Genomic DNA, 12465 nt, shown 5'->3' with positions numbered 1-12465 from the left:
TCAGGTCGACGAAACTCGCCTCCTCCACCCGTATGTCGAAGGGTGATTTACCGCTCACCCCCCTGTCGAATACCGCTCACGGGCGACGAGCGACCGTTCGCATCGCCGCACTCACCTTCGCAAGAGACAGCGCCGGGACGTTTGTGGACGTATGGAACGCGTGAAGGACCCGGTTTCGGACACGCTATAATGAACACATTCCAGGGTCCTGCCTGTCGCGCTGGGCCCTGCCGAACCCGAACACGAAGGATCGTCCGTGAAACGTCCCGGCGCATGCAGGATCCGCCCGGCGACGGCGTTGCGCCGCGCCTCTGCAGCCGCGCTCGCGTTTCTGCTCGCTGCCACGCTGTCCCCGCTGGCGGGATGCGACGGCTTCGATGGCGGCACGGTCTCGGGCAGCTCCGGCCCCGGCACGACCGCCGGCGAAACGGCGGAAGGCTCCACGAGCGGGCCCGCCTTCGAACGCCCCGAGCTCGCCGTTGCGCAGTTCGATGCCGATGCGGCAACGTCTAGCCACGACAGTCTGATCGATGTCTCGCATGCTTCGCAGGGCTACGTGGCTGCGTCCGCCCAGAATGCAAGCCGCCTCAAATTCCTTGTGGAAAAGGACGGCATGAAGTACCACTACGACCTTCCCGGCGACGGGACGCCGGTGGTGGCCCCTCTCAATCTGGGTGACGGCGCCTACGAGGTGCAGGTCATGCAGAACACAGAGGGAGACCGCTATGCATCCATCAACGCCATAGCCGTCGACGTGGCGCTCGACACCGAGTTCGAACCCTTCCTGCGCCCCAACGTATTCTGCGACTACGATGCGAACAGCGCCTGCGTGGCAAAGGCGAACGAGCTCGCCTCCGGCGCCCAGAACGAAGGCGACGTGCTGCGCGCCGTTTACACGTGGATCGCCGATAACGTGCGCTACGACACCGAGAAAGCCGAGCACCTGGCCGACGCGACGGGCTATGTGCCGGATCCGGACGCTACGCTGGCCGAGGGCACGGGCATCTGCTTCGACTACGTAAGCTTGGGCGCGGCCATGCTGCGCAGCCAGGGCATACCCACGAAGATCGTAACCGGATATGTTTCCCCAGATAATATTTACCATGCCTGGAATTTGGTATATCTTGATGGAAGCTGGAGGAGCGTACAGGTAAGCGTGGAGGCCGGCTCCTGGACGCGCATCGACCTGACATTCGCCGCTGCGGGGGGATCGGAGCGCTACGTGGGCGATGCAACAGAGTACACCGACCGGTTCATCTACTAGAAGCCGACGTGCACGGACGAACGACGACGATCGTACGCGCTTTGAGGACAAGGAGCGAATATGGCCACATCCGTGCTCGAGAGCAGCGCCGTGAGCGCGTTTTGCGAAAGCGTCGCCATCATGCTGGCCGCTGGCATCCAAACCGACGAGGCTGTAAGCCTGTTGGGCGACGACATGGAGGACGGCGCGTTTAAGCGCACATGCGATGCCGTGTACGCGCGGCTTGCCGGAGGCGAACCGCTCGCGGCCGCCCTGGAACGAACGGGCGCCTTCCCCCGCCATGCGGTGGACATGGTGCGGGCGGGCGAGGTATCGGGGCGCCTGGAGCCCACGCTGCGCACGCTGGCCATGTACTACGACGAAGAAGCACGCCTATTCGCAAAGATGCGCTCGAGCGTCGTCTATCCTGCCGCGCTCTTGTGCGTGATGTCGGTGATCCTCGCGTTCACGGTAGCCGTTATCCTGCCCGTGTTCGTAAACGTGTACGAAAGCCTGTCGGGCGAGCTTGCCACCGGATCGTTCGCCACGGTAGGCGCGGCCATCGGCATCGGCTGGGCGGCGCTTGCCGTCACGCTCGTATGCACGGCCGCGGTGCTCGTCATGGCGGCGGCCATGCGCAGCGAAGGCGGGCGGCGCGGTTTCATGCGACTGGCCGAGAAGCTGCCGTTCACGCGCAGCACCATGCGCCAGCTCGCCCTGAGTCGCTTCACTTCGGCGCTCGCCATCTACGTGGCCTCCGGCGTCGATACCGACACGGCCATGAAGGAGGCCGTGGCATTGGTCGACCACCGCTCTCTCAAAAGCCAGCTCGAAGAGGCTCGCGCGACGATGCTCGACGTGTCTGCACCCAAGAGCTTGACCCAGGCCGTGTCGGCCAGCGGCGTGTTCGAACCCGTATACGCGCGCATGCTCACCATCGGTGCACGCTCCGGCAGCGTTGAAAGCGTGCTGGGACGCCTGTCGCTCACGTTCTTCGACGACGCCGTCGTCAAGATGGATCGCCTCGTGGACGGCGTAGAGCCCGCGCTTGCAGCGTTCCTCACCATTGCCGTGGGCGCCACGCTCGTGTCGGTCATGCTGCCGCTCATCGGCATCATGGGATCGATCGGCTAGGGAGGCGCATGTATCGCGAGCAGACGACATCGCAGCTGAAACGACGGCGCGGCAGGAGGATGGTCGCGCTCGCGTTGGCGCTCGCGCTTATCGCGGGCGGCTGGCTCGCAGCGGGAGCTGTCGAGGCGAACCTGCGCGAGCAGGGCGCCGTCTCGGTACGCAACGCCATCCTCAACAGCGCGAAGCAATGCTGCGCCATCGAGGGCTCGTACCCCGCTTCGCTCGAACATCTGGAAAGCGACTACGGGCTGCGGGTGAACCGCGACGATTACGTGATCACCTACGAGGTGTTCGCTGAGAATATCCTGCCAAGCGTGGTGGTGGTGCCACGATGAGGGGCGGACAACCCGATGATCTGGACGAGGATGCGGTTATGGATGCTCTGACGAGCAGACGGATCGCGCGGCGCGCCGAAAGCGAGCACGGTTTCGGACGCCTATTCACCGCGCTTCTGTTCGCACTGTTCTTGATCGCGCTGCTCATTGCCCTTTCGGCTGGCACGAATCTCTACCGCACGCTCGGCGATGTGCGCGACCAGGCCGATACGTCCCGCATAGCTACCGGGCTCATTGCGAACAGCGTGCGCGCCGCCGACGCGGTCGACGCCATCGGCACGGGTCAGGGGCCCGAAGGGCGCTCGCTCGTGCTGACAGAACGCCTGGACGGCGGCACGTTCGAGACGCGCATCTACTCGTACGAGGGCGTCATCGTGGAGGAGTACGCGCCCGCCGATGCAGCGTACACGCCGGAGAAGGCCGCACGTATCGTTGATTCCGTGCGCTTCTCATTCTCCTACGAGAACGGGCTGCTCACCGTGTACACCGATGACGGCACGGTGCAGGTGGCGTTGCGCAGCGTGAGAGGAGGCGCTTAGCATGGCGGAGAGACGTGCGAACACCCTGCTCGCAGCGCGGCGCAGCGAGGACACCGCCTGGCACGGCACCGCGTTCATCGTAGAGGCGCTTCTGCTGCTCGCCTTCCTGGCGTTCTCCCTCGCGGTGTTCATGCAGCTGTTCGGCTCGGCGCACGCGCGCAGCGTGGAGGAGCGCCAGCTGACGCAAGCCGTGCTCCTGGCGTCGAACGAAGCCGAACGGTTCGCCGCCGACCCCCAAGCCGGATACGGCGCTGCGCTGTACGATGCCGAGGGAAACGCGGTGGCAACCGGCGGCAGCGAGCAAGCGGATACGTTCGTCGTGGAACGGGAGACGGCCTCCGAACAGATGCCGGGGGGCACGCTGTACCGCGCGAGCATCATCGTGTCCTGCGAAGGCGAGGCCATCTACGAGCTGGAGACGGCGCGCTACCTGAGCGACGGAGGCCGAGGAGGCGATGGCGCATGACCGCGCGCGGACGAGGATCGGTGCGCATCGGGCCTATCAGCCTGTTCACGCTCGTCATCATCGTATGCCTGGCCGTCATGGCTGTGCTCTCGGTGACGACGGCGCAGGCCACGTTCGCAGCCGCCGAGAAACAGGGGGCATTCACGGCTGATACGTACGCCAACGAACGCGCCGCCCAGGAGTTCACGGCCGAGGTGGACGCCGCACTCGCCCCCGTTCGCGCGGCGGGAGGCGGCCTGGACGAGGCGATCTCGGCGGTCGAGCGCGCGCTGCCAGGAGGCGGCGTCATCGACGGGACGAAGATCGAGGCAGAGTTCGCCTCGGACAGCGGGCGCTCCCTCGCCATCGAATTGGAGATTCTCGACGATGCGACATACCGCGTGACCTCGTGGAAAACGACTACGAATTGGACGGAGAACGGCGCAGGCGAAACGCTGTGGTCGGGCGCTGCGCAGACACGATAGGAGCAACGAAGATGAAACTTGAAGAACTGCTGCAGGAGATGGTCGACGCGAAGGCGTCCGACGTCTTCATCATCGCCGGGCTCCCCCTGACGTACGAGGTGGGCGGTCGTCAGATCCGGCTGGAATCGGCGCCGTTCACGCCCGCCGATACCGAAATGTTCGTGCGCGCCATCTACGAGGTATCCGACCGCAGCATGGAGCGCTTCATTGCGAACGGCAACCATGACGACGATTTCTCGTTCGCCCTGCCCGGCATCGGCCGCTTCCGCGCGAACGTGTTTCGCCAGCGCGGCTCGTACGGTGCGGTCATCCGCGTGATCCCCTTTGGGCTGCCGAATCCGGCCGAGTTCAACATCCCTGACGAAGTGCTCCGGCTCGCCCAGTTCAAGAAGGGCCTCGTGTTGGTCACGGGTCCGGCAGGCTCGGGCAAATCCACGACGCTCGCCTGCATCATCGATCGCTTGAACCACCAGCGCACGGGCCATATTATCACCATGGAGGATCCGATCGAGTACATCCACAAGCATGGCAGCTGCATCGTGACGCAGCGCGAGGTGCCCACAGACATCGCCACCTACGGCGAAGCGCTGCGCTCGGCCATGCGCGAGAGCCCCGATGTGGTCCTGCTGGGCGAGATGCGCGACTACGATACCATCGGCACGGCCGTTACCGCCGCCGAGATGGCGCAACTGCTGTTCTCGACGCTGCACACGACGGGCGCCGCCGGAACCGTCGACCGCATCATCGACGCATTCCCCGCTTCGCAACAGCGCCAGATTCGCATCCAGCTCTCCATGGTGCTGCAGGCCATTGTGAGCCAGCAGCTGGTTCCTTCCCGCGACGGAGGTGTGGTGCCTGCCTTCGAAATCATGTTCGCGAACACGGCCATCCGCAACCTCATCCGGGAGGAGAAGACGCACCAGATCGACAGCGTCATCGCCTCCGGAAGCGCCGAGGGCATGCGCACGATGGACCAGAGTCTGTTCGAGCTCGTGAAGAGCGGCCGCGTAGGCAAGAACATGGCGATGCAGTACGCCATCCACCAGGAAGCGCTTGAGAAGCGCTTTGCAGCCGCAGGCCTGTAAGAATCCCGACGGCCAACATGCCGCCGAAAGGCGGCGGGCCGTCGGAGCCTAATACACGTTGTGGACAACCTCGGCAAAGCCGAGCAGGTTCGTCACGGCGAACGGCTGATGGCCGTCCAGCACGACGGTGCCGTCGTACGTGCCGAACACCTGGTGCTGATCGGTGCGAACCAGTTTGTAATCCATCCAATCGGACCGATCGAGGAGCGGCCTGAACGCGAGGTCGAGACGGCCCTCGTCGTCGGTTATGCGCCAGGGCTGCATAAGGTCGTAACGATCGCCCAGCTTCTTCGCATGCGCCGCGCCCGGCTTTTCGGGAATGCCGAAGCTCACGCGGTGCAGCTTGTGCGCAATACCGTCCACGAACGCCATGTTCTCCGAGGCTGCCGTCGTGTCACCGAAGCCGTAGCCCAGGTTGAGCCCGAAGCGCCGCGAGCCGCGCCCGGACTCGTCTCGCGGACCCTGCCAGCCTTGAGCGGCGGCCCAGTACCACGTGTTGTCGCGCGTCCACACGCCGCGCCCCCAGTCGAGCAGGCCGAACGAGTTCTGCGGATTGAACCCGTGCACCAGCACGCCTTTCTTGAAGCTCCCGCGAGCACGCATGGCGACGATCTTCTGGTTGTAGTAGAACGCGCTCTGATCCTCGCTCCACGGCGTCGCGATGACGAGGGAATCCCGCGGTTCGTCTTCGAGCACAGCCTCGAACGAGAGGTCGTCCTTGCCGTCGAAGCGCGCAACATGAGCTTTGAGGCTGCGGCGCCCCTGGGAAGCCTCGAAGCGAAACGAGGCGCGGCCGTTTTGGAACGACGACACGCCCGAATCCGAGCTTGCGGGAAGACCGAACCGGCCGAGCGGCAGCGGCGTGACGACGCTGACCGTATGCGAGACGCCCTGCACCAGATCCATGATCGAAGCCGACACGAGGCCGACGTAGCCCAGGTCCGACAAAGTGAGCGCCACCGCGTACTCGTCGTCGTTCACCAGATAGTAGTCCCACTCTTTGATGCGATGGCGGGGCGCTTTGATGCGCGTGCGATCGTAGGAGCGCAGCAGCGACGTCGCCCATCCCCGCACCGCAAGCGCCCCGTCCAACCGATGCAGCGGTCCCGCTTCGACGATCCGCGTCTCGTTCGGCGACGCTGTAGCCGGGTTCGAGTCGGGACGCTCGGCAGTCGACGGTGCGGCGAGCGTATCCGCTGCCTGCGGTTCCGGGCCGAAACCGTGCAGTTCGGAACCACCGTTGGAGGCGTGTGCAGGCTTCGGCTCCTTTGAGGGGGCCTTCCCGGTTCCGGGCTCGATCAGCCGCTTCTCATGTTCGGGTGCCGACGTGCTCACGACTGCTCTCCTTCGTCTTTGCGCAGCGCTCGGGCCATGCGCCTCCGAAAGACCGAGGTCGCCTTCTGGCTCTGGGGAGCCTTGGGATCTGGCTTCGGCTTGGGCTTCGGCTTGGGCTTCGCTTGGCTGGAGCTATCGGCGGCGTCCTTGGCTTTCTGCTCGTCTCGCCGAGCCTCGTCCAAAACCTTCTCCGCCCTGTCCGGAGCATTCGACCTGGTCAGTGGTGCTACGGCGCGCAAAACGGCATCGGCCGCGCGCGATCCTGTGCGGCTATCGGCCATGCGAAAGACAATCGTTCCCTGGAAACCTCCATCGAGAATCTGGGAAAACGCCAGCGTCGGCTGCTTCGTCAACTTGCCCACCGCTCCCGCAGCCTCGGCGGCCGCATGTTCGATAGCCTTCGCGACCTCGTCGAGCTGCTCGCCCCCGGTCACCACGACAATAGGAACGCTCACCTGGTTCACCGGGGGAAGATGGACAAGGGCGGTCTTGTTGATGATGGAGTTGGGAATGACGACTTCCTCCCCCTTGCTGTTCCTGATGGTGGTATGGCGCCACGTGATATCCTTCACCACGCCGGACGACGACCCCACCTCTATGTTGTCGCCGGGTTTGATGATGCGCATGAGGCTAACCTGCAAGCCGCCAATCAAGTTGGAGATGGTGTCCTGGAACCCAAGCGAGATGGCGATGCCGCCTATGCCGAGTGCGGTGATTGCGGCGCTCACGTTCACATCGAAGCAGGTGGACAGCATGATGCACACGCCCAAGATCCACACGGACGCGCGGGCTATATTCACGAAGATGGAGCTTGACGGAAGGTTTTTCTCTTCGTTGAAATGCAGTAGCCGGCGCATGAAGCGCCGAACGAGCCGGGCGCAAACCGCCGTGACGACCAAGATGATCACGGCGGTGATGGCCGTCGTGATCCAGTCGCTGTGTACGAATGTCTCGATATTCTGCTCAAGTTGGCTCATACGGTTATCGTATCACGAATAGGCGCGAGAGAACTCAACAGGCTTGTTACCGACGAGGCCTGTCGAACGCGGTCGCGCCGCTGCGGGCATCGCTTCGCCGCGATCGGAGCACCAGGCCCTGCTCGCTTTACCAGGAAGGCGGTTTCTGCGGCAGGACCGTTCGAGACTCCCAAAGCACGATGCGGTCAGCACGGCGCGTGGCGGGAACATCGATCAAACGCTGGTTGGACGAACCGCGCCATGCAAGGTCGAACGCGTGGCGCGCCTGCACGAAGGGGCCGTCCACAAGCACGTCGGTGGCATCCAGCAAGCCGGCGGCGCCGGCAGGATCAACATGAGGCAGCATCGCCGCGATGTCGGCCGCAGATTGCGGGGCATGGCTCGCATCTGGCGCCCCGGGCTCGGACTGCGACGAACGCGCCGCCAACTGCTCATAGACGTAACCCGAGTACGTCCATACGCTCAAGCCGATCGCTTGGCAGCGGCGGGCGAGCTCGGCACACGCAGCCGCCTGTTCGAACGGTTCTCCGCCCGAGATAGTCACGCCCTGAGCGAGCTTGTTCGCCGCGATGTCGGCCGCTACGTCCTCAATCGTGCGCACCGTGCCGCCCGCGCATGGCTGGCTGTTGGGGTTGTGGCACCCGGGGCACGCATGCGAGCAGCCTTGCACGAACACGGCGTAGCGCAGCCCCGGCCCGTCGACGATGGAGTCCGGGGCCGTGCCGTAGAGGCGTATGGTGGTCGGTGTGGTCATGGGCAGCCTCGCATGCGCCCGGAAGGCGCATAATAATCGAACGGGTCGGCGTAGTGAGTCGGCGAGGACGGCCGTGGCGCCCGAGATCGCGGGGAGAGCGAGGGCGAAGCGCACAACGGGTACGCGAGCCCTCGTCATCGCCGCGGGATCGGGTGCTGCGACCGGCCGCAGGTTCCGGTGGCCGGGAGGCCGACGAAACCGAAAGCTTAGTGCGTCTGCTGATCAGCCGACGCGATGAAATGCTTCACGCGGTCGGCCTCTTCGGCGCGCTTGGCGTCGTTGAAGCGGTCGAGGGTGCCCACCAGATACCCGGTGATGCGGCGGATGCGCTCGAAGGCCACGCCGTGCTCTTCCTCCGTGCGGCCGCACTTGGGACACACATCGCCGATGATGCCGTTGTAGCCGCACACCGGGTCGCGATCCACCGGGTGGTTCACCGAGCCGTAGCCGATGCCGCTCTCCTTCATGTGGCGGATAACGGCTTCGAACGCTTCAAGGTTCTCGGTCGGGTCGCCATCGAGCTCGACATAGGAGATATGGCCTGCGTTCGTGAGCGCATGGTACGGCGCCTCGATCTCGATCTTGTCGAACGCGTTGATATCGTAGTATACCGGCACATGGAAGCCGTTCGTGTAGTAGTCGCGGTCGGTCACGCCAGGGATAGAACCGTAGCGCGCACGGTCCATGCGCACGAAGCGGCCCGACAGGCCTTCGGCCGGCGTCGCGATCAGACCGTAGTTCATGCCGCGCTCGGCCGACAGGCGATCAAGATAGCCGCGCATATGCCCGATGATCTCAAGCCCCAGGTTCTGTGATGCCTTGGACTCCCCGTGATGCTGGCCGGTCAGCGCCACGAGCGTCTCCGCCAGACCGATGAATCCAAGCGAGAGCGTGCCGTGCTTGAGCACTTCGCGCTGCTCGTCATTGGGAGCCAGCTGTTCCGAGTCGATCCACACGCCCTGGCCCATGAGGAAGGGGGCGTTGTACACCTTCTTACGCGCCTGTATCTCGAAGCGCTCGTCGAGCTGCCCCACCGTGAGCGCGAGCTTTGCGTCCAGCAGGTCGAAGAACAGGTCGAGGTCTCCCTTCGAGCGAATGGCCAGCCGCGGCAGATTGATGGATGTGAAGCTCAAGTTGCCGCGACCGGGCGTGACCTCGCGGTCAGGATCGTACACGTTGCCCATGACGCGCGTGCGGCAGCCCATGTAGGCGATCTCGGTCTCGGGCGTGCCCTTGTAGTACTGCACGTTAAACGGCGCGTCCAGAAAACTGAAATTGGGGAACAGGCGCTTCGCCGAGCAGTGCATGGCCAGCTTAAACAGGTCGTAGTTCGGATCCTCGGGATTGTAGTTCACGCCCTCCTTCACGCGGAAGATCTGCACGGGGAAGATGGGCGTTTCGCCGGAACCGAGGCCCTCCTCGGTGGCCAGCAGCATGTTCTTCACCACCATGCGGCCCTCGGGGCTCGTGTCCATGCCGTAGTTCACCGAGCTGAACGGCGTCTGCGCGCCAGCCCGAGAATGCATGGTGTTCAGATTGTGCACGAGCGCCTCCATGGACTGGAACGTCGTGCGGTCCGTATCGGCGAAGGCGCATTTTACGGCATAGGCCAGCGACTTGTCGGCAATATCCCCCGGAATGCCGGCATCCGCCAACTCGGCGCGAAGATTCGCTTCGAAACCTTCGTCCAATTCGAGGCTCGCCCACGCGCCCGTGGCGTTCTCGACGCGCTCGAGCGTATCCTGGGCGAACGCGCGCGAATCATCGAGATCTGCGAGCAGGTCGAGCGCCTCGGCCAGATGTTTCTTGAACAGGCGACGGTACGTCTTGCGCACTCCCTCGGCCAGGCCGTAGTCGAAATCGCAGATAGATTGACCGCCGTGCTGGTCGTTCTGGTTGCTCTGGATGGCGATGCACGCAAGCGCCGCGTAGCTGGCGATGTCGTTGGGTTCGCGCAGGACGCCGTGGCCCGTGGAGAAGCCGCCCTTGAACAGCTTGCGCAGCTCGATCTGGCAGCACGTGGTGGTGAGCGTATAGAAGTCCATGTCGTGGATGTGGATGTCGCCCTCGCGGTGGGCGCGGGCGAACTTCGGGTCGATGACGCACATCTCGTAGAACTGCTTGGCCGACTCGGAGCCGTACTTGAGCATGGTGCCCATGGCGGTGTCGGCGTCGATGTTGGCGTTCTCGCGCTTCATATCGGAGTCCGACGCCTTAGAGAACGTGATGTCCTTGAGCGTTTGGATGAGACGGCTGTTCACATCGCGGGCGCGGCTGCGCTCGGCGCGGTAGAGGATGTAGGCTTTGGCCGTCTGCACGAAGCCGGACTCGATGAGTGTTTCCTCCACGAGATCCTGCACGCCCTCGACCGTCGGGATGCCCTCGATGGCACCGTCGTCGAGTTTCTGCACAACCTGCTGCGCAATGCCTTCAGCCGCGGCCCGATCCTGCATGGCGCCACACGCCTGGAACGCCTTTTCGACCGCCTCGGCGATTTTCTCCTGGTTGAATTCTGCTGTGCGGCCGTCGCGCTTGATGATGGTCGTGACCATGCGCCGTTCCTTCCTCGTGTGTGCTGGACGCTGTTCTTCGGTATGGCTTCGGTTTGTCTTTTATTGGCGTGAACAGTGGATTCACTCTCGTTATACCCAGATTTTCCACCGGCAGTACGCTGCATTTCCACAATATGTTGTGGTGTTCACCGCTCATAGCGTGAAGATATAGTACGCAGCAGAAAAAAAGAACGCAAGGGTTGAAATCGCGCCACACTTCGGTTTATTCGAGAAACGCCGCGCGCTTCATCGATACTCCACATGCCCGACAACGCGATGTTGGCGCGACGTCACGCTCGCGTTACGCGACCGCGCAGACCACGCAACCGCCTATTCTACCGTGCCGTAAACCTGGCCCCAGGCGTGACCGCCGATGGACGAATTCAGTTGATCGCACAACCGCTGGCGCGTGTAGGAACCGGGGGGCAGCAGCTTGACGATCTCCATCAAATCGTCGGGCATATCGCTGGCCTCGGCAGCCAGCACGACGTCCAGTCGGCGAACAGCCTTGACGTCAGCATCGGCGAACAGGGAGTCGACAACGCCCTGCATGGCTCCGTACTGGGGACTGCGCGTCGTGTTCGTATGCGAGGGGGCCATAGGCTATTCCCCGTCGCAGCGGATGACGTCCAGGCCTTCGCTCGCAATCGCCAGAGCACCAGCGTAGGCCGGCGTCGCCGCACCGGACGCCCGCAGAAACTGGACGCCCTCCGCGCGCAGCCGAACGCTCGCATCGACGAGGACGTCGGGGCAATAATAGGGATTCGCAGGGACAGGACGACCTTGTCTCGGGTCGTCCTTCGCCACGATCAGCTGGGCGAGCACGGGCAGTTCGCCCGCCTGGCAGGCTCTACGGGCAAGAAGGGCCGCCTGCTCAAGAGGCGCAGGGGTTGCGAAGCCGGCCACACTTGCGCCGCAATCGAGCATGACGTCGAGCGCATCCTCGAACGAATGGCGTCCGTCGGCCAGCCGCCCGTCCGCATCGACGTCGACCGAGGCGAACACGGGAACATCGCTCGCCTGGCGTATGCCCATCAGGGCGCATTTCAGATCGATCGGATTTCCGAACCCGTTGAGGAAGATCGCGTCGAGCTCCCGATCGGCGCAGAGCCGCGCAATGTGCGCGTACTGGCCGCGATGCTCGTTCAGGGAGTGCTTGCTGGAAGCATCGAGCGGCAGGCCGCATGGTCCGACCTCGACGAGAACGTGCTGCGGGGACGCCTGGCGCGCCGCAGCCAGAGCAGCATCCAGAAGCTCGGCAGAGCGATCCTCCATGCCCTGATGCGCAAGGCGCGCTTTTGTCATGCCCGACGTATTCGTCACCACGCACTGCACGCCCGCGAGCACGCTCAGGCGCAGCGCATCGCGTATGGTCTCGGGCTCGACGAGGCTCGCGAACTCCAAACCCTGCTCGAGGTCGAAGCCCTGCCGACTCAGAACCGGCTCGATGGGTGGGGACAGCACGAGCATATCCTTGTGGAAGCGCAGCGCGATATCGGGCATATCCAATCCTTTCCTCGGCTGACATCATACCAAAAGAACGAAGCAGCGCGCGCCCTTTCGACAAGAGCCCGCGAACCA

General features: G+C 64.0%; 13 protein-coding genes. 7 read left to right on the top strand and 6 right to left on the bottom strand.

The features are described 5' to 3' along the window. The first annotated feature begins 256 nt into the window (after positions 1–256). Genes ABGT83_RS12905 through ABGT83_RS12875 form a run of 7 tightly spaced genes read left to right on the top strand, consistent with a single transcriptional unit; the run spans position 257 to position 5266 of the window. Positions 257–1264, top strand: a complete 1008-nt coding sequence (locus tag ABGT83_RS12905; protein WP_103263952.1) for a transglutaminase-like domain-containing protein — start codon at positions 257–259, stop codon at positions 1262–1264. A gap of 60 nt (positions 1265–1324) precedes the next feature. Further along, complete coding sequence (locus ABGT83_RS12900; RefSeq protein WP_103263951.1) at positions 1325–2377, top strand: type II secretion system F family protein; 1053 nt, start codon at positions 1325–1327, stop codon at positions 2375–2377. Positions 2378–2385: 8 nt separating this feature from the next. After that, a complete protein-coding gene (locus ABGT83_RS12895; protein ID WP_346687964.1) occupies positions 2386–2712 on the top strand; it encodes a hypothetical protein in 327 nt (108 codons plus the stop codon). Next, on the top strand, positions 2709–3251 hold the full coding sequence (locus ABGT83_RS12890) for a DUF4860 domain-containing protein (protein WP_346687963.1): 543 nt from the start codon (positions 2709–2711) through the stop codon (positions 3249–3251). The genes ABGT83_RS12895 and ABGT83_RS12890 overlap by 4 nt, the downstream gene beginning before the upstream one ends. A gap of 1 nt (position 3252) precedes the next feature. Then, the gene (locus tag ABGT83_RS12885) at positions 3253–3717 is read left to right on the top strand and encodes a hypothetical protein (RefSeq protein ID WP_346687962.1); all 465 of its coding nucleotides are present in this window, start codon (positions 3253–3255) and stop codon (positions 3715–3717) included. Next, complete coding sequence (locus ABGT83_RS12880; protein ID WP_346687961.1) at positions 3714–4181, top strand: S4A5 electrogenic sodium bicarbonate cotransporter 4; 468 nt, start codon at positions 3714–3716, stop codon at positions 4179–4181. Before ABGT83_RS12885 ends, ABGT83_RS12880 begins: the two co-directional genes overlap by 4 nt. An 11-nt stretch (positions 4182–4192) precedes the next feature. Continuing rightward, the gene (locus ABGT83_RS12875) at positions 4193–5266 is read left to right on the top strand and encodes a type IV pilus twitching motility protein PilT (RefSeq protein ID WP_346687960.1); all 1074 of its coding nucleotides are present in this window, start codon (positions 4193–4195) and stop codon (positions 5264–5266) included. A gap of 48 nt (positions 5267–5314) precedes the next feature. Here the strand turns inward: ABGT83_RS12875 and ABGT83_RS12870 are convergent, their stop codons facing one another. From ABGT83_RS12870 to ABGT83_RS12845, 6 genes are all read right to left on the bottom strand, one after another. Further along, a complete protein-coding gene (locus ABGT83_RS12870; protein ID WP_239926202.1) occupies positions 5315–6601 on the bottom strand; it encodes a DUF2804 domain-containing protein in 1287 nt (428 codons plus the stop codon). After that, entirely contained in the window at positions 6598–7578 is a 981-nt protein-coding gene (locus ABGT83_RS12865) for a mechanosensitive ion channel family protein (RefSeq protein ID WP_103263945.1), read from the bottom strand. Before ABGT83_RS12865 ends, ABGT83_RS12870 begins: the two co-directional genes overlap by 4 nt. Positions 7579–7705: 127 nt before the next feature. Then, entirely contained in the window at positions 7706–8332 is a 627-nt protein-coding gene (locus ABGT83_RS12860) for a 4Fe-4S single cluster domain-containing protein (RefSeq protein ID WP_103263944.1), read from the bottom strand. Between the two features lie 206 nt (positions 8333–8538). Further along, a complete protein-coding gene (locus tag ABGT83_RS12855; protein WP_346687959.1) occupies positions 8539–10884 on the bottom strand; it encodes an anaerobic ribonucleoside triphosphate reductase in 2346 nt (781 codons plus the stop codon). A gap of 330 nt (positions 10885–11214) precedes the next feature. After that, a complete protein-coding gene (locus tag ABGT83_RS12850; protein WP_103263942.1) occupies positions 11215–11484 on the bottom strand; it encodes a hypothetical protein in 270 nt (89 codons plus the stop codon). A gap of 3 nt (positions 11485–11487) precedes the next feature. Then, positions 11488–12387, bottom strand: a complete 900-nt coding sequence (locus ABGT83_RS12845) for a homocysteine S-methyltransferase family protein (RefSeq protein ID WP_346687958.1) — start codon at positions 12385–12387, stop codon at positions 11488–11490. Between the last annotated feature and the right edge of the window lie 78 nt (positions 12388–12465).

It is taken from the genome of Enteroscipio rubneri, from assembly GCF_963929405.1.
GTDB lineage: Bacteria > Actinomycetota > Coriobacteriia > Coriobacteriales > Eggerthellaceae > Enteroscipio > Enteroscipio rubneri.
The sequence above is the reverse complement of the archived record's forward strand: the minus strand, read 5'-3'. Positions and strand labels throughout refer to the sequence as shown.

What these genes read in the sequence shown, in the direction of transcription:
- ABGT83_RS12900 (WP_103263951.1), top strand. Translation starts at nt 1,325, where the DNA reads ATGGCCACATCCGTGCTCGAGAGCAGCGCCGTGAGCGCGTTTTGCGAA.
- ABGT83_RS12895 (WP_346687964.1), top strand. Translation starts at nt 2,386, where the DNA reads ATGTATCGCGAGCAGACGACATCGCAGCTGAAACGACGGCGCGGCAGG.
- ABGT83_RS12890 (WP_346687963.1), top strand. Translation starts at nt 2,709, where the DNA reads ATGAGGGGCGGACAACCCGATGATCTGGACGAGGATGCGGTTATGGAT.
- ABGT83_RS12885 (WP_346687962.1), top strand. Translation starts at nt 3,253, where the DNA reads ATGGCGGAGAGACGTGCGAACACCCTGCTCGCAGCGCGGCGCAGCGAG.
- ABGT83_RS12880 (WP_346687961.1), top strand. Translation starts at nt 3,714, where the DNA reads ATGACCGCGCGCGGACGAGGATCGGTGCGCATCGGGCCTATCAGCCTG.
- ABGT83_RS12875 (WP_346687960.1), top strand. Translation starts at nt 4,193, where the DNA reads ATGAAACTTGAAGAACTGCTGCAGGAGATGGTCGACGCGAAGGCGTCC.
- ABGT83_RS12865 (WP_103263945.1), bottom strand. Translation starts at nt 7,578, where the DNA reads ATGAGCCAACTTGAGCAGAATATCGAGACATTCGTACACAGCGACTGG.
- ABGT83_RS12860 (WP_103263944.1), bottom strand. Translation starts at nt 8,332, where the DNA reads ATGACCACACCGACCACCATACGCCTCTACGGCACGGCCCCGGACTCC.
- ABGT83_RS12855 (WP_346687959.1), bottom strand. Translation starts at nt 10,884, where the DNA reads ATGGTCACGACCATCATCAAGCGCGACGGCCGCACAGCAGAATTCAAC.
- ABGT83_RS12850 (WP_103263942.1), bottom strand. Translation starts at nt 11,484, where the DNA reads ATGGCCCCCTCGCATACGAACACGACGCGCAGTCCCCAGTACGGAGCC.
- ABGT83_RS12845 (WP_346687958.1), bottom strand. Translation starts at nt 12,387, where the DNA reads ATGCCCGATATCGCGCTGCGCTTCCACAAGGATATGCTCGTGCTGTCC.